Below are 15,827 nucleotides of genomic sequence, written 5' to 3'. Positions count from 1 at the left end.
TGATCTATGAAGCTGCTGGAGGCGGTAGGTCTGAATAAAAAGTATGGAATGAAAAGGGGGTGGTTCACACCTGATGCCAGAAGTGTGCATGCAGTGAACAATCTGTCCTTCACTCTGGAGAGCGGAGAAACCCTGGGACTTGTGGGTGAAAGCGGCTGCGGGAAGAGTACCTTAGCCAGACTTTTGCTGGGACTGGAGAAACCCTCCTCCGGAAGAGTGCTGTACCGAGGTATGGATTATACAGACTGGAGCTTCAGCGAGATGCGCAAGATCCGTAGCAGGATGCAGATGGTGTTCCAGAACAGCCTGGGCTCCTTTAATCCATTGTTTACAGTAGAGCAAATTATTGGAGAGCCTCTTCGGAACTACGGGGAGAGGAAGACCGGCGCGCGCAGAGTTCTGGTAGCTGACACACTTGAGCTTGTAGGACTTGAGCGGAAGCACATTCACCGTTATCCTCATGAACTCAGCGGCGGCCAGCAGCAGAGGGTCGGAATTGCCAGAGCCCTCGCGCTGCGTCCGGAGCTAATGATCTGTGATGAACCGTTCTCAAGTCTTGATGTCACCTTGCGCAAGCAAATGATGGATCTGTTGCAGGAATTGAAGCGTGAGCTGGGATTATCCTACGTGTTCATTACGCATGACTTGTCCGTAGTAAACCGCTTTTGCGACAGTGTGGCCGTTATGTATCAAGGGGGAATTGTGGAGAAGCAATCAGGTGAGGGGCTCATGCAGCAGGCAGACCACCCGTATACAAGAAGATTGCTCTCCTCGATACCGGTGCAAGACCCACGCTTAAGGAGAAACGATAGAGAAAAGGAGTACAGAGAATGAGAACCTACTCAAAGTCAAAAAGCCTATTAACAACATCGCTATTCTTCCTGCTTCTTATAATAATTATGGGAATGTCAGGTTGCAGCAATTCTGATGGAGCAGCACAAGCCTCTGAATCCGGGGACAAGGCGCTCACTGTGGCCATATCGGCTGATACCGGTCTTGACCGGCTGGATGCCGGGGCCTATGATGGTTCGATGAATGTGCACGCGATGATATACGACGGATTAGTAGAGTACGGCGAAAAGGGCGAAATCTTGCCTTCGCTTGCGGAGTCATGGGACATCTCAGAGGACGGGAAGGTCTATACCTTCCATCTTCGTCAGGGTGTGAAATTCTCAGACGGTACGGAATTTAATGCGGATGCGGTTAAGTTCTCCTTCGAACGCTAGATTAAGGACCCGTCCAACTCGCTGAATGTGGCTACAGCCATGCAATCTCTTGTTGTCGTAGACAAGCATACCATTACTATGACATTCAACAAAGCCTATTATCCTTTCCTGACCGAGCTGTCCTTTGCCAGACCGGTACGGATTATAAGCCCTACCGCAGTGGAACCAGCAGGTGATATTACAGGTACCTTCGTCAAAGCGATTGGAACCGGTCCTTGGATGGCAGAGAGCTATAAGGCAGATCAGGAGGCCGTACTTGTCAGAAATCCTAATTATTGGGGAGAAATGCCGAAGCTGAACAAAATTATCATGAAGGTAATTCCTGACCCGCAGTCCAGAGTACTGGCGCTGCAAAGCGGCGATGTGGATATTGCCGGGGGACAAATGGGGAAAATTCCAGTCGAAAGTGTACCCGTGATCGAAGCGGATTCCTCACTAAGCCTGCAAAAGGCACCGGGAACGAGCTCACATTTCATGATTTTCAACTACAATACGTCTGCTCTGCAAGACCTGAATGTCCGCAAAGCTATTAATTTGGCGATGAACAAAAAAAGTATTGTGAATGATCTTATGAACGGTATTGGAATGGAGGCTAGTGGCTTGTTCCCGCTGACCGTTCCCTATGTCACAGAGTCAAACAATACATGGTACGGCTTCAATCCGGAGGAAGCGAAGCAACTGCTGGCAGCTTCCGGCTATAAGGATTCGGATGGAGATGGAATTGCCGAGAAGGACGGAAACCCGCTTGAGTTCAATTTCGTGCTTCAACAGGCTGAATATCCGGAATGGAAAGCCATCAGTGAGCTGATTCAATCCGAACTCCAAGAGATTGGCATTGCCGTCAATCTTCAGGTGCTTGAGCCAAATGCCTATTATGATGCTTTATGGACAAGCAAAGCTTATGATCTCATCCTGTATAGGACCTATGATGATGCCTACAATCCTCATTCGTTCCTGTTGTCGCTGTTCCACCGGACCACTGAAGCAGCTGCTGTGGTATGGTCTGATGCGGAGCTGGAATCACAGATTGATACCGCAGTCGGAGCCATGGATCTTCAAGAACGTCAGAGTGCCTATGATTCCATATTCTTAAGAATGTATAAGGAAGCAATGTTTGCAGCTGTTTATTTCCCAGATGACATATTGGCTGTAAATCATAGAGTAACCGGATTTAAGCCTGGGTACACCACGTTCACACCTATCTTTTGGAACCAGCTTGATGTGGGTAATGAATGATGCTGAAAGAGATTTCGAAATACTGGAGTTCCAGCTCGGAGAGCTATGACAAGGTCATCCAGACTCAGTTCCGCAGTACAAAAACCATAGACCTCTGGAAACAGCTGCTGACGAAAGGGCTGGGAAATAAACCTCGTCAAAAGGTGCTGGATGTGGGCACCGGACCGGGATTCTTCTCTATCCTCTTATCGCAGATGGGTCACCAGCCTACAGCGGTGGATGCCTCACAGGGAATGATAGAAAGGGCTTCCCGGAACTTCAAAGACTTTGGCTATACCGTTCCGGCTTATGTAGGTGACGCTGCTGACTTGCATAATGAAGTAGAGGACAGCTTCGAGGCGGTGGTCTGCAGAGATGTGGTATGGACGCTGCCTGATCCCCAGAAGGCGTATGCAGAGTGGTACCGGATTTTAAAGCCGGGCGGGACCCTGATTATTTTTGACGGTAATTATTTGTATAAAGAGAGCAAGACCGTATTTCGCAGACTTTGGTATGCCTTGTCCTGGACCCTTATTCTGTTCACAGAACGAAGAATCCGCCAGCGGAGCAGTCAGGATAAAAGCCTTTTGAGCGAGCTGCCGTTTGTTAATGTACTTAGACCTGAAGCCGATGAAAAAGCGCTGATACAGGCCGGATTCCGCAGCATAGATATTCAGAGGAACTTTATTCCTGCCCGCGCAATGCCCCTGAATTATTTGAAATACGGTTATCAGAATGTGAACCGGTTCATGATACTTGCCAAGAAGGAGTGAATGATATTGAGTATGCAGCAAGAGGTAGAACAGTATTGGGAAGGCGAAGCAGAGCTTTATAGTGAAGGAATTCAAAAGGAACTGAACGGTTTCCAGCGGGAGGCCTGGCTGAAGCTTATCCTTGGTCATGCTCCGCAGAAGGAAAGCCTGCATGTTCTGGATATTGGCTGTGGTCCCGGTTTTTTCTCTGTCATTCTCTCCAGCGCCGGACATTTGGTTACGGCCATTGATTGTACAGACAATATGCTGGAAGAGGCGCGTCTGCACTCCAGCCGGGAAGGGGTCAATGTTACTTTCCGCAAGATGGACTCGCATAAGCTGGATTTTGCTGCGGAAAGCTTTGATCTAATCGTGTGCCGCAATGTCACTTGGAGTCTTGCCGATCCGCAGTCAGCCTACAAGGAGTGGGAAAGAGTGCTCAAGCCGGAGGGACGGCTGCTGGTCTTCGATGCCAACTGGAACCGTCATCTATGGGATGAAGAGATGGCGCGGAAGCATGCGGAGGATCAGCAAGCCTATATAGATAGGGGCTATGGTGAGCTTCCGCATCATAAGGATATAGAAGAAACTGACCGTCTGAGTCTTGCCTTGCCGCTGACCAGAGAGTGGCGGCCGAAGTGGGATGTGCAGGCACTCACAGAGGTGGGCTTCTCTGCTGTCTATACAGAAGAGAATCTGAACGATAAGGTGATGGATGAGAAACAGCAGGTCTTGAACCGGTCAACGCCGATGTTCATGATTTGCGCTGTAAAGTGAGACGGACCGGCTTTCCCGATAAAATGTAAATGTAAAATAGAAATAGCGACTCTCTTTAATGAGAGCCGCTGTTTTTGGTTTGAAGCGCCATCAGCCGATGGACACATTGTATGTCTTTAGCCACAGGTTGACCTGGGCCAGATAAGCGAATAATTGCGGGCCGGACATCAGCTGCCCGAACCAGGGCAGATTGGTGGAGGACTCTGGTGATGCGGCGATTTCCCTGATTTTGGCCGGATCAATGAGCGGCAGAATGGGTGAAGAAGGATCGTCCAGAATGCTTAGTACCTGTGAGCGCACCTTGTTCAGATAGGCAGGATTATGCGTTTTGGGGTACGGGCTTTTTTTGCGGTAGAGCACATCGTCCGGCAGTACACCCTCCAGCGCCTTGCGCAGGATGCCTTTCTCCCGGTTGCCTACCATCTTAATCTCCCATGGAATGTTAAAAACATATTGCACCAGCCGGTGGTCACAATACGGAACGCGTACCTCCAGTCCCACGCCCATGCTCATCCGGTCCTTACGGTCCAGCAGGGTCGGCATGAAGCGGGTAATGTTGAGATAGGACATCACCCGCATCTGTGCCTGTTTGCCGGTTTCGCCGTCAAGCTTAGGTACCTCAGCCACCGCATCGCTATAACGGTCACCCAAATATTCCAGCGGACGTATCCACTCCCTGATTTCTGGCGACAATAGACTGGCGCGCATTGTGGGAGCCACTGACCAGGGGAAGGTACCGGAAGATAACATCTCCTCGCGGTGGAACCAGGGATAGCCGCCGAAGATTTCGTCTGCGGCTTCGCCTGAGATGGCTACGGTGGCTTTCTTTTTGATCTCCTGGCAGAACAAATAGAGTGAGGAATCCACGTCGGTCATTCCCGGCAAATCACGGGAGTACAGGGCGTTATCGAGTGCGGCTACCAGCTCCGGTGTGTCAAAAGCGATAAAGTGATGGTTCGTGTCCAGCTCGTCGACCATCCGCTGAATCCAGGGACCGTCAGCTCCGGGCTGGAAGGCATGGCTTTTGAAATGCTTATCGTTGTCTACATAATCGACGGAGAAGGTATCGACCCGGCCCTGGCCGGTCCGTTTGTAATAATCCACGGCAAGCGCAGTCAGGGCGCTGGAATCGAGTCCGCCGGAGAGCAGAGAGCAGACCGGAACATCGGAGACCAGCTGGCGTTCAAGCGTATCCTGAAGTAATTCACGCACCCGTGCTGCCGTTTCATCTACGTTATCCGTGTGCTGAACACTCTCCAGCTTCCAATAAGCATAGGTGCGGATTCCGCTGCGGCTGTAAATCATGGCATGACCGGGGCGAAGCTCGAATATATCTTTGTATACCCCTTGTCCCGGAGTCCGGGCTGGACCGATAATGAAAATCTCGGCCAGACCCTCCGGCCCGACCTTCGGCTGGACCAGGGGATGCTGCAGCAGCGCCTTGGGCTCGGACCCGAAGACGAAGACGTCATCGACTTGGCTGTAGAACAGCGGCTTCACACCCAGACGGTCGCGGGCCAGGAATACCTGATCGCGCAGGCTGTCCCAGACGGCAAAGGCGAAGATGCCATTGAGCTTCTCCGTGCAATCCGGACCCCATTCGATGTAGGCATGCAGCAGAACCTCTGTATCGCATTCCGTGAGAAAATGATGCCCGCGCTGCTTCAGCTCTTTTTTCAGCTCAGGGGCATTATATAGCTCGCCGTTATATACTATTGCGTATAACTTATCCTCATGGCGGGCAATCATCGGCTGTGCACCGTTCTCAGGATCGATGACGCTGAGTCGGCGGTGTCCGAAGGCAATAGGCCCTGAAATCCAGGTTCCGGCTGCATCCGGTCCGCGGTTGGCTAATGTTTCGGTCATTCTGACAAGCAGTTGCGAGTGCCCTGTAAGATCACCGCGCCACTGGACAAATCCGGTTATTCCGCACATGTCTGATTCATCCTCTCTTTTGTGCGATTGTTGTCTGTCCTTTCTTTTTTGCCAAGTAATACAGATATATGCCGATTGAAGGGATAAAATGTATGTCCTTATCCGAACACTAGGGGAGAGGGAAATTTGCCAGGAGGGATGATGACAAGTGTATTACATTAAAGACGCCAAAATCCGCAGAATGACTGACTACGACGGCGCGCCTTGCGCAGAGGTTGGCGTATTACCTGGAGCTGTGGGCGATTCCGCGCTGCTGGTGTATATTGTTGAGGATCAGCGCGAGGAGGGCTATGAAATTGTCCGGATTCTGACGAATGATGCGGATACGGCCACCGACTGGTTCGACAATAATCTGCATGATGCCTTCCAGGACGTTACGGTCAGCGGCTTCACCGGCAGTACGGTGATGACCCCGGAGGACGAACGCTCCAAGTTCCAGCGCGAGCTGCTGATCTTCGGCGATCTGAAGCGGCAGCTGGGCGAACATTTCCGGCAGGTTCCTTGAGCCCACATCTTCCGCAGGTCATGTCCAGGCTTGACTATAGAACAGGAGGCTTTCCGTATGAGGACACGGGAAGCTTCTTAACTGGAAGAGTTTGGTCTTGCTAATTCTGGTGAATCAGGTATAATAAATAACGTTGCGTTAATACATATCTCTTCAAAAGCTTCAAGTAATACAATGTTATCCTATATGTCCCGGTAGCTCAGTTGGATAGAGCATGCGCCTTCTAAGCGCACGGTCGGGGGTTCGAATCCCTTCCGGGACGTCAAAACAGCAGCCTTCCTTCGGGAGGGCTGTTTTGACGTCCGGAGGATGAGAACCCAAGGCGCCAGCCGGGGACGTTGGAGCCTAAGCTTCGTTAGCATTACTTCGCAATCAGCCCGAATGGGCTGTATCCCTTCCGGGACGTCAAAACAGCAGCCTTCCTTCGGGAGGGCTGTTTTGTTGTCCGGAGGATGAGAACCCCGTTTTATTTCGAGTAGGATCAACGTGGGCGCTTGGGTGGACGCTCCGCGAACGGACCGTTGTTACAATCGCTGTTGTCTCCAGATTTTATTTTATTTCCCTAATCGGAAAAATCCGGAGACAAAGGCGACCGCTATCGCTTTTACACAATCGTTCCGTCCGCTCCACTGTTTAAGCGGTATACGGATACATAACTCTTAAGCCCCCTAATCAAAGTGGAGACCTTGACATGTAAGAGGTACACTAAGAAGAGGGAGTGGAGCCGATGAGAAGCAACAAGTTGTATGACGAACAGCGGATCAAAGTAGCCCAAGAAGCGATCAATGGAACCAAGGTTTCCTTCCTGGCCCGAAAGTATTCCGTCTCTCCCAGCACCATTGCCAATTGGGTGAAGTTCTACAAAGAACGATTTGGAGAAGAGGCCACTCCGTCCGTCCAAGAACGGATTGAAGATGCGGAGCGTGTCCAAGATCTGGAGACGAAGATGGAGACGGCCATTAAGTTATTGGGTGAAAAGGATCTGGAAATCGAACTGCTGCGTGAACTCTTAAAAAAAGCCAACCCCGCTTACAAGACAAACTCGAACTGGCCGACGAAGCGATAAAGCGGGGTTATTCGGCTACACTGGTTCTACGTATCGTGGAGGTTCAACCTTCCACCTATTATGCGCATAAAAAACGTTTCCTGGGGCTTTGGAGTGCCCCGGATGCGGTCGTGACTTCGGGTCGTCCGATCCCCGCCTATTCCCTCACTACCGGCGGTCTGCGGGTCAGTGACCTACAGATCGAGGAGTGGCTGAGTGAGCTGGTAGAGGGCGAGGAGAACGGCTATGGCTACCGGAACCTGGCGTATGCCCTATCGGTCCAGCAGGGCTTAATCCTCAACCACAAGAAGGCGTACCGGCTGTGCAAGAAGCTCGGATTGCTTCAGAAAAAGCCGGTGAGGAACCTAAAATACCCTCGACGTTTAGCGCGAAATCGAGTGGTCACCGGCCCCAACCAACTCTGGCAGATTGACATTAAATATGGATACATTCATGGCTACGACCGCTTCTTTTTTATCTTTGATATGATTGATGTGTTTGACCGCTGTATCGTCGGCTACCACGTGGGCGCGAGCTGTACAGCGAAGCAAGTCTGTGCCACGTTAAGGGAGGCGCTGGGCCGACGTTTACAGCCTGGAGATCCCTCACCGGTGATCCGTTCCGATAACGGCCCGCAATTCCTAAGCGACGTCTTTGGCGAGCTGTGTGCGGAAACGCAGCGTCCTCTGGAGCATGAGCGGATTCCTCCAAAAACGCCGAATATGAACGCCTACATTGAGTCGTTTCACAGTATTTTGGAGAGAGATTTGTACACGAAAAGGTACTTTGAAACGTTTGAAGAAGCCTATGAAGCGGTCGCAGTTTATATTAATTTTTACAACGAGCGCCGTTTTCATGGCAGTTTGCAGCGCATGAGCCCCAAGCAATACCACGCCGCATGGAAAGCAGGCAAGCTAAAACCGATAGAAATAAAGCTGTAAACAAGATCCTGCGAAAACACGAGTTTTTAGCAGAATGTCTCCATAATTAGGGGGCCGAACCGATAACATCCCAAAACTCAAAAAAATGTCCTTTAGTAAATGGAAGAAACAGCAACCAAAATAAAAAGCTTGTACATCAATATAGTATGGACAAATTGTCTCTGAATTCACCGGAAATGGGCCGAATGAGGAGCACAAGTGCACCTGAATTCACCCAGAAGTGAGCTAAATGAGTAATCAGGTGTAAAAGTGCACTTGAATTCACCCAGAAGTGAGTTAAATGAGTAATCAAGTGTAAAAGTGCACTTGAATTCACCGGAAGCGGGCAAAATGAGCAAATGAGGTGCAGAAGTGCACCTCATTACGCCGGATGCCTCCAGAAGTGGGCGGATGGAGAAGGGGGGAGCCGTGCAAGCTGCACGGACCCGCATAGGTTCCTGTTCATTCATCCGCTAGAGTAGTTGGTTCTTAAGATGATAGAGACTTAGTGTGTCTACATCCGCTCGGGCTTAGGCAGACCGAGTACGTCGAGCGCCTCGCCCAGCGTATCGGTGAAGCTCCGGGTCAGCCACAGGCGGAAGGTGATGCTGGCTTCACCGCCTTTTAGAATCGGACAAGCCGAGTAGAAGTTGCTGAACAACGAGGCCAGGGAATAGGCATAGTTACAGATCGTATTCGGCGTAAGCTCCCGGCTTGCTGTGTAGAGTGTGTCCTGCCACAAGCTGAGCTGTCTGAGCAGAGCAAGCTCAGCTGCTTCGAGCTGCGCCGGGAACAGCGGCACGCCGCCCACGCCGGACTCGCCACCGCCAGACTCGCCACCGCCAGACTCGCCAACGCCGGACTCGCCACCGCCAGACTCGCCACCGCCAGACTCGCCACCGCCAGACTCGCCACCGCCAGACTCGCCAACGCCAGACTCGCCAACGCCGAACTCGCCAACACCGTTCTCACTCCCGCCGCTCTCGCCCCCGCCACCCGCCGCAGCGGCCTTACTAAGCACGCGCTGCGCCCGGGCGTAGGCGTACATCAGGTAGACGCCGGTGTTGCCGGAGATTTCCATTGCCTGCTTGAAGTCGAACACAATCTCGGTGCCCAGATTGAAGCGCAGCAGGTAGTAACGGATGGCAGCGGTGGCGATGAGCCGGCTGGACAGGCCGTTTTTGTCCGAACGGGTGGATTCAATCATGTCTTCCATGAGCCGCACGAGCTCGGTTACCTTAATGCCGACTCCCTGGCGCCCGGACATGGCGTAGGAGCTTTTGCCGCTGGAGGTATCAATGCCCAGCCCTGCCGCAGAAGCGGGACTCAGCGAGACCACCCCATAGCTGACATGATGCAGCGCGTCTGCCTGCACACCGAATGCCAGTGCCTTGAGCGCCTGCTTGACCATCAGCTGCGGATATTCCTGCCGGTAATCGATGACGTTCACGACCTGGTCCGCCCGTCCAAAAGGAAGAGCCTGTCCGCTCAAGCCGGTCGTCCACAGTCCGCTCTGAAATTCGCTGTAGCTGAAGTCCTTCTCCAGCAGTCCGAACTTCCACAGATGATAGGCAATGTCCTTGGCGGTATAGGTCAGAATTCCGTTCGAGCGCACCAGCACCTTATCCTTCTGATGCTCCTCCTGCGTGTCCGGTGCGGTGTCGTCAGCAGGTTGCTTCAGAATCCAGCAGCCTGCCAGCTTGCCTTCCGTCTCCTGCACGAAAATCTCCGTCTGCGACAGCAGCTCGAATGCCGAGGACCAGAAGCCCTCCTTCAGAATGCTGCTCTCCCACACCAGCAGATCGTAGTCAATGCCGAACCCCCGCATCTCCTCTACATGCTCTTTCACGATCTGCCCGGCGACGAGGTTGCCAATCCAGGCGGTATTGCCATGGCCCTCCTCCAGCGCATGAAGAATCTCGGTCCGCTTCTGCACCATCTCGGGCTGCTGCGCGTACGTTTTGTTAATCTCGGCATAGATGTCCCAGCAATAGTCCCCGAACCGGACATGGGCTCCCGCCAGCGGAACATTCAGCAGACCTGCTACGGTATCTGCCAGCTGATTGCCGAGATCATCCACATAGTTGTGCACCTCAACGGTATGGCCGGTCGCCCGCAGTACTCTCACCAGCGCATCCCCGATACAGGAGTTTCTCAGGTGGCCGATGTGCAGGCTTTTATTCGGGTTGACGGAAGTATGCTCGACAATCACCTTCAACCCCTCAGCACCCTTAGGCAGCGCGAAATTCCCCTTCGCCCGTGCCCAGGCCTCCCAATCCAGATACATATTAATAAACCCCGGCCCGGCCACCTCGGTTCTCAGCACCAGTCCGTGAACAGAGCCCGAAGCTTCGAGCTCGGCAACGATCAGCCCGGCGATAGCCAGTGGAGCTTTGCGCAAGGGGCGGGCGAGCTGCATGGCGATATTGCTGGAATAATCCCCGTGGTCAGCACTCGCCGGCTGCTCCAGGTCAACATTTACTTCTGCGATGGCGGGCACGCCCAGGGTTAACGCGATTGTGTGAACAGACTGCTTCAGACTTTCTTGGATAAGCTCACTTAGCATTGGCATGAATAACAACCTCCTGAATAAAATAACGACAAAAAAAGCCTTCATCTCCTAAGAGACGAGGCTTGTGCGCTCGCGGTACCACTCTCGTTGCTGAGCCTGACGGTTCAACCACCTTACAGGTTAACGGTCCTCGGCCGGGACTTCCTACTCTAAGGTTCAGAAGTCCATCTCACGGGTGCGCTTCATGGTTCTAATCTGTACCGGCTTCCACTTTCCCGGCTCGCTGGGGACTAGATATAAGACCATTACTCTCCCGGTCATCGATTTAATATGGATTTGTATCAGTATAGCGAATTTCTGGAAGAAAGCAAGAGCAGATTAGCGTGCAGCAGGAGTCCTCCGGTTAAGAATTACACATCACCAGGCGCCCCTGTCAGATTCTTGATGTCCGTTGAACCGTAAATCAGCAGCATAATTACAATGACCAGCAGGAGTCCGCCGGCAAATCCTTCTCCGTCAAAACTGTCCACAGCCCCGTCCCTCACTTTCACTTCCGTATGTGTTCAGGTGTTTTCGGCTTTCTTTTTCAAAGCGGTCATGATCTCGTTCAGCGTCAGGCTGCTGTTGTCATCGAGGAAGCTGACCAGCTTATCGACGTTGTCACTGCTTAGCTCGCTTAAGGTTTTATATTTGCCGACCAGACTGACGAACATCGACGCGTCCGTGTACATCTGGATAGAGTCTACTTTCAGCTTGCCGGTCAACAGAAGGGCAGCTACGGCAAATTCAAGCCCTTTTGGCGTTTGGGTTTTGGAGCTGGGCGGCGTTTTTTTGGCGGCGGGCTTCTTTCCTTTTCCTGGAGGGGGCATGGGAGTCCCTTCTTCCGTTCGGCGTTCGTCTGCAGAAAGCGCGGCCCATGGGCAGTCTTTCCTTATTCAAAGGATATGCGTGCCTGCGGTCATTGGTGATTAGGCTCAGGCCTGTGTCCACACCGTTATAGGAAAGTCCGAATATGAATATATCGTACTTTGACACTAGAACTTCAAGGGAGGACGATACAGGATGGCGATTTTATCAACAGGACCGATAGAGAACAATGCCGTTTCGGGAGTCAGACCTACGCAGACGGTGACGGTAAGAATAGTGAAGCGGAGTGCCCCGGGCAGCGCTACTATTAGTATTCAAGGGTATGTGCTGGGCACCACCAGAACGCTGTATGTCAGTGAGGTGATTGAGGTTGCTTCGAATCAAGTGGTAACCCGGGATTTTTTTGCCGATCTGAATGCCTATGAATTTGTGTTCATCACTGGAGAAGTAGACGAAGATGAGCTCGGAATATCCGTGTGGGGCAAGACATCAACCGGCCAGCTGGTGAATGCACACCGTGTAGTGACGCATGAGAAATTAAGCTCAGACGTGTAGAGGGTTAGGGTATTATTCTGGACTTGCCAGTTGTAAAATGAAACAGGGACCTTTCAGAGCTACTCGCTCAGAAGGTCCCTGTTTAGATTTGCTAGAGCAGAGGGGGGCTACACCAGGTTGTTCAACTCAGATGGAGAGGATCTCACGGATATCCTGCTCGCTCAGGCTCGACAACGCCTCCTGCCCCGGCTGGATCACCTCGTCAATCAGGTTTTTCTTTTTCTGCTGCAGCTCGTACATTTTATCCTCCACCGTACCCTGGGCTACCAGGCGGATGACCTGGACGATCTTTTTCTGCCCGATCCGGTGGGCGCGGTCGGCGGCCTGCTGTTCAACCGCAGGGTTCCACCACAGGTCATAGAGAATGACCGTGTCAGCGCCGGTCAGGTTGAGGCCGGTGCCGCCTGCCTTCAGCGAGATCAGGAACAGGTCGCGCTCGCCTTCATTGAAGCGGCTGCACAGCTCAACCCGCTGGGAGGCCGGGGTCTGTCCGTCCAGATAGAAATGCGGAATCCCGAGTAGCGCCAGCTCACGCCCGATCATGCCGAGCATCTGCGTGAACTGCGAGAAGATCAGCATCCGCTTGCCGGAGCTGCGGCATTCGTCGATGATCTCCAGCAGCTGCTCGAATTTGCCGGAGCCCCCGGTATATCCGTCTACGAACAGGGCCGGATGGCAGCACAGCTGGCGCAGCCGGGTCAGTCCGGCCAGCACCTTGATCCGGCCATTGCCGAAGCTGTCGCTGTCCAGATGCTTGAGCGCTTCTTTGCGCAGCCGGGCCAGGTAGGCGACATAGAGCCGCTTCTGCTCCGGCAGCAGCTCGGAGGCCTGGATGGACTCGATTTTGTCCGGCAGCTCCTTCAGCACATCGCTCTTCAAGCGGCGCAGCAGGAAGGGGCGGGCGCGTCTGGCGACCGTCTCCCGGGGCAGGTCATGGAAGGCCTTCTTCCCGGGGAACAAGCCGGGGAAGACGACGCTGAAGATCGACCACAGGTCCTCCAGCGCATTCTCCACCGGTGTACCGGTCAGCGCAAAGCGGTAGCGGGTCTGAAGCAGTCTGACCGCCTGTGAAGTCATAGTCTCATGATTCTTGATCATCTGTGCTTCATCCAGAATGAGCGTGTGGAACGACCGCTTGGCATACTCGTCCACATCTCTGCGCAGCAGCGGGTAAGAAGTAATAATGACATCATACCCGGCCGTGTTCCGCACGGTCCGGCTGCGCTCACCGGCGGTGCCGTCGGCAATGACCGCCTGAATCTCCGGGGCGAAGCGCTTCAGCTCGTTAAGCCAGTTATAGAGCAGGGAGGCCGGCGCTACAATAAGTGCAGGCACACCGCTCTGCCGGATGTCCTCCAGCATAGAGAGCAGGAAGGTGATGCTCTGCAGTGTTTTGCCGAGGCCCATATCGTCCGCCAGAATCCCGCCGAAGCGGTAATGGGCCAGCGTCCTCATCCACTGGAAGCCGTACTGCTGATAATCCCGCAGCACAGAAGCGAGACTCTCGGGTACAGGGAAGTCCAGATTCTCGGGACTCGCCATGTTGGCCAGCAACCGCCGGAAGGAGCGGCCGGTCTGGATGGTCTCTCCCTGGACAGTGCCCGCATGGAGATGAAGAGCGCGCACCAGCGGCAGGGAGAACTCCGTACTTCGGATATCCACACTGCGGACGCCCAGCTCGTTCATCAGCGCGACGATTTCCTGGAATTCTGCGGTATCCAGCGGAAGCAGGGCTCCGTCCTTGAGCCGGTGATATTTACGCTTTTCCTGGAGGGATTTCAGGACCTCTGTAATATCCTTCTCCGTGATGCCCTCCATGGCGAACTTGAAGTCCAGCCAGTCGGTCTTCTCGTTCCAGCTCAGGCTGACCTTGGGCGCAGCATGCTCCGTAAGCACCCGATCCTTGACTGCAGTGGTCGCATAGACCTGAAGCAGCGGTTCCAAGAGCGGGATGGTATGGTGCAGGAAGTCGAATTCCCCGTCCTCGTCACGCATGATATATCCGCTCTCCGTCCGCGAGAAGGACTCATGCGCCATCAGGTCCAGAATCCGCCGCTCCGCTTCCCCGTCCCGCATCAGAATGACCTCGCTGCTCCGCTCATGCGCCTTCTCCTCGAGCGGATTGATCACAATCCCGCCGTACTGGAATTCAAGCCCGGCCAGCAGCCGGTCCCTCACCCGGTCCAGGTAGAGCCTGGCGTGGAGCTGGGTCTGGACGATGCGGTCTGCTATAGTGTCGGCAATGCTCACCCTGCCCAGCTTCTTCAGCCCGGGAATGACCGTTTCCATGAAAGGCTCCATCTGCTCGGGCGCAATCGCCAGGCTGTCCCGCCGGCTGCCGCTGAGCATCCGCTTCAGCTCGGAGAGACGCCCGCATTCCTGCGCCGGGAGCTTCAGCAGCCTGCCTTCAGTCAAGACCAGCCCGTAGCTCTCCAGAATCGTAAGCTGCTCAAGCCCCCGGACATCCAGCCGGTAGCCTTCCTCCTGTGCCTGGTCGAACTGGAAGCTAAGCGGCAGCGGCTCCTCCGAGAGGGACAAGTGCTCAAGCAGAAGCTCTCCATGTTGAAGGCGTACAGCAGGCGCTGCTTCTAGTGTGGGATACAGACTCTCCCAGAAAAAAGGGGTCACCGGCAGCAGCCGGTCATTTCCCGGAAGGCTGGAGCCGGTAGCATACGGATTGTTGAGTCTGTTGTAGACCTTCTCATTCTGCATGATCTCAATCAGCTTCAGCAGGACCTCATTATCTTCCTTAGAGAAGCTGTGCAGGGCGGGATCATAGCTGAAATGCGCTGTGAACTCAAAAGGCTCGCCCCGGTGAACCTGCTCCAGAAAAGGTCTGATCTTCTGCGCGATATAGAGGCGCTTAGGACCCAGCTTCATTTCAATTCCAAGCATCGTGCTGCTGTAGCCGATGGTGAAGGGCCGGCAGATGAATTCGACCTGGAGCGGTGTCCGCAGATCGATATACGTGCCTGCACCGCTTGGCCGCTGCCGCCCTCCGGTGAATATTCCGAGCATGCTGCTCACCAGCTGGCGGTCTCCGCTGCGCTCCCTGTGCTCTGCCCCGGAGGGGCCGGGGCTGCCTTGCGCCAGCGGCGGACTGCCAGCCCTTGTAGGGTAAGCCTCCTCCGCATCTCCCTGCATATCCTCAGCCGGTTCAGCTTCGGCAGCCCGGCTACGGTAGAGGACCGTCACCAGCGCCGCCGCAATATGCTTGCAGAAGGGTCCGCCGTGATAGTACGCCGGGCAGGTGCATTCCCCCTGCACATCCCCGTCACTGTCGATAATCAGCGCAATCTCATGGCTCTCCAGCCCATGAACCTCAGCGCGGTATTTGGAATATTCGTCTTCCTCGTTATGCTCCGTATAGACAAGGTCCACCTTATGGGCATGATAATAAGCCATCCCCTGATCAAAAGCGGCATTGCCGCACAGCAGCTTAATTACCCGTTCCGGCACCTGAAAACCCACGTATACTCACTTCCTTTTATTGCTTCTGTCTAAGCCGCTCCCTCGGG

Annotated in this window: 11 protein-coding genes, 1 tRNA gene, 1 pseudogene and 1 other annotated feature; of the genes and pseudogenes, 9 read left to right on the top strand and 4 right to left on the bottom strand. The window is 53.7% G+C overall.

What is annotated here, in order from left to right; genetic code table 11:
- Window positions 1-6: 6 nt before the first annotated feature.
- The 4 genes and pseudogenes from NST43_RS24690 to NST43_RS24675 all read left to right on the top strand — a co-directional run bounded on the left by NST43_RS24690 (window position 7) and on the right by NST43_RS24675 (window position 3,970).
- Window positions 7-834 carry an ATP-binding cassette domain-containing protein gene (locus tag NST43_RS24690; protein ID WP_339219941.1) on the top strand — a complete coding sequence of 276 codons (828 nt, stop codon included), beginning with the start codon at window positions 7-9 and terminating at the stop codon, window positions 832-834.
- Window positions 831-2,462: pseudogene (locus NST43_RS24685) on the top strand (nickel ABC transporter substrate-binding protein). Before NST43_RS24690 ends, NST43_RS24685 begins: the two are co-directional and overlap by 4 nt.
- Complete coding sequence (locus NST43_RS24680) at window positions 2,459-3,214, top strand: methyltransferase domain-containing protein (protein WP_339219940.1); 756 nt, start codon at window positions 2,459-2,461, stop codon at window positions 3,212-3,214. The pseudogene NST43_RS24685 and the gene NST43_RS24680 overlap by 4 nt, the downstream one beginning before the upstream one ends.
- 12 nt (window positions 3,215-3,226) lie before the next feature.
- Window positions 3,227-3,970 (top strand): class I SAM-dependent methyltransferase, encoded by a 744-nt coding sequence (locus NST43_RS24675; protein WP_339225521.1) that lies wholly within the window; start codon window positions 3,227-3,229, stop codon window positions 3,968-3,970.
- A gap of 90 nt (window positions 3,971-4,060) precedes the next feature.
- Here NST43_RS24675 and asnB read toward each other — a convergent pair whose 3' ends face one another.
- A complete protein-coding gene (gene asnB / locus NST43_RS24670; protein WP_339219938.1) occupies window positions 4,061-5,905 on the bottom strand; it encodes an asparagine synthase (glutamine-hydrolyzing) in 1,845 nt (614 codons plus the stop codon).
- A 148-nt stretch (window positions 5,906-6,053) separates the two neighbouring features.
- Between asnB and NST43_RS24665 the strand changes: the two genes are divergently transcribed.
- The 4 genes from NST43_RS24665 (at window position 6,054) to NST43_RS24650 (ending at window position 8,396) form a co-directional block, all read left to right on the top strand.
- On the top strand, window positions 6,054-6,410 hold the full coding sequence (locus tag NST43_RS24665; protein WP_076083164.1) for a hypothetical protein: 357 nt from the start codon (window positions 6,054-6,056) through the stop codon (window positions 6,408-6,410).
- Between the two features lie 188 nt (window positions 6,411-6,598).
- Window positions 6,599-6,672: transfer RNA gene (locus NST43_RS24660), tRNA-Arg, on the top strand.
- Between the two features lie 465 nt (window positions 6,673-7,137).
- Window positions 7,138-7,476: a helix-turn-helix domain-containing protein gene (locus NST43_RS24655; protein WP_039310863.1), complete on the top strand. Its 339-nt coding sequence runs from the start codon at window positions 7,138-7,140 to the stop codon at window positions 7,474-7,476.
- Window positions 7,458-8,396: an IS3 family transposase gene (locus NST43_RS24650; protein WP_339225308.1), complete on the top strand. Its 939-nt coding sequence runs from the start codon at window positions 7,458-7,460 to the stop codon at window positions 8,394-8,396. Before NST43_RS24655 ends, NST43_RS24650 begins: the two co-directional genes overlap by 19 nt.
- A gap of 493 nt (window positions 8,397-8,889) precedes the next feature.
- On the opposite strand, the gene argS is transcribed toward NST43_RS24650, so the two are convergent.
- On the bottom strand, window positions 8,890-10,941 hold the full coding sequence (gene argS / locus NST43_RS24645) for an arginine--tRNA ligase (protein ID WP_339225520.1): 2,052 nt from the start codon (window positions 10,939-10,941) through the stop codon (window positions 8,890-8,892).
- 54 nt (window positions 10,942-10,995) lie between these two features.
- Window positions 10,996-11,217, bottom strand: a binding site (T-box leader).
- A 233-nt stretch (window positions 11,218-11,450) separates the two neighbouring features.
- The gene (locus NST43_RS24640) at window positions 11,451-11,756 is read right to left on the bottom strand and encodes a hypothetical protein (protein ID WP_209993533.1); all 306 of its coding nucleotides are present in this window, start codon (window positions 11,754-11,756) and stop codon (window positions 11,451-11,453) included.
- Window positions 11,757-11,949: 193 nt separating this feature from the next.
- Here NST43_RS24640 and NST43_RS24635 point away from each other — a divergent pair, with 193 nt between their 5' ends.
- The gene (locus tag NST43_RS24635; RefSeq protein WP_209993534.1) at window positions 11,950-12,309 is read left to right on the top strand and encodes a hypothetical protein; all 360 of its coding nucleotides are present in this window, start codon (window positions 11,950-11,952) and stop codon (window positions 12,307-12,309) included.
- A gap of 126 nt (window positions 12,310-12,435) precedes the next feature.
- Here the strand turns inward: NST43_RS24635 and NST43_RS24630 are convergent, their stop codons facing one another.
- The gene (locus NST43_RS24630; protein ID WP_339219936.1) at window positions 12,436-15,780 is read right to left on the bottom strand and encodes an SNF2 helicase associated domain-containing protein; all 3,345 of its coding nucleotides are present in this window, start codon (window positions 15,778-15,780) and stop codon (window positions 12,436-12,438) included.
- Window positions 15,781-15,827: the final 47 nt, after the last annotated feature.

This window comes from Paenibacillus sp. FSL H8-0332 (assembly GCF_037963835.1).
GTDB lineage: Bacteria > Bacillota > Bacilli > Paenibacillales > Paenibacillaceae > Paenibacillus_AQ > Paenibacillus_AQ rhizoplanae.
The sequence above is the reverse complement of the archived record's forward strand: the minus strand, read 5'-3'. Positions and strand labels throughout refer to the sequence as shown.

What these genes read in the sequence shown, in the direction of transcription:
- NST43_RS24655 (WP_039310863.1), top strand. Translation starts at nt 7,138, where the DNA reads ATGAGAAGCAACAAGTTGTATGACGAACAGCGGATCAAAGTAGCCCAA.
- NST43_RS24680 (WP_339219940.1), top strand. Translation starts at nt 2,459, where the DNA reads ATGATGCTGAAAGAGATTTCGAAATACTGGAGTTCCAGCTCGGAGAGC.
- NST43_RS24690 (WP_339219941.1), top strand. Translation starts at nt 7, where the DNA reads ATGAAGCTGCTGGAGGCGGTAGGTCTGAATAAAAAGTATGGAATGAAA.
- NST43_RS24640 (WP_209993533.1), bottom strand. Translation starts at nt 11,756, where the DNA reads ATGCCCCCTCCAGGAAAAGGAAAGAAGCCCGCCGCCAAAAAAACGCCG.
- asnB (WP_339219938.1), bottom strand. Translation starts at nt 5,905, where the DNA reads ATGTGCGGAATAACCGGATTTGTCCAGTGGCGCGGTGATCTTACAGGG.
- NST43_RS24635 (WP_209993534.1), top strand. Translation starts at nt 11,950, where the DNA reads ATGGCGATTTTATCAACAGGACCGATAGAGAACAATGCCGTTTCGGGA.
- NST43_RS24675 (WP_339225521.1), top strand. Translation starts at nt 3,227, where the DNA reads ATGCAGCAAGAGGTAGAACAGTATTGGGAAGGCGAAGCAGAGCTTTAT.
- argS (WP_339225520.1), bottom strand. Translation starts at nt 10,941, where the DNA reads ATGCTAAGTGAGCTTATCCAAGAAAGTCTGAAGCAGTCTGTTCACACA.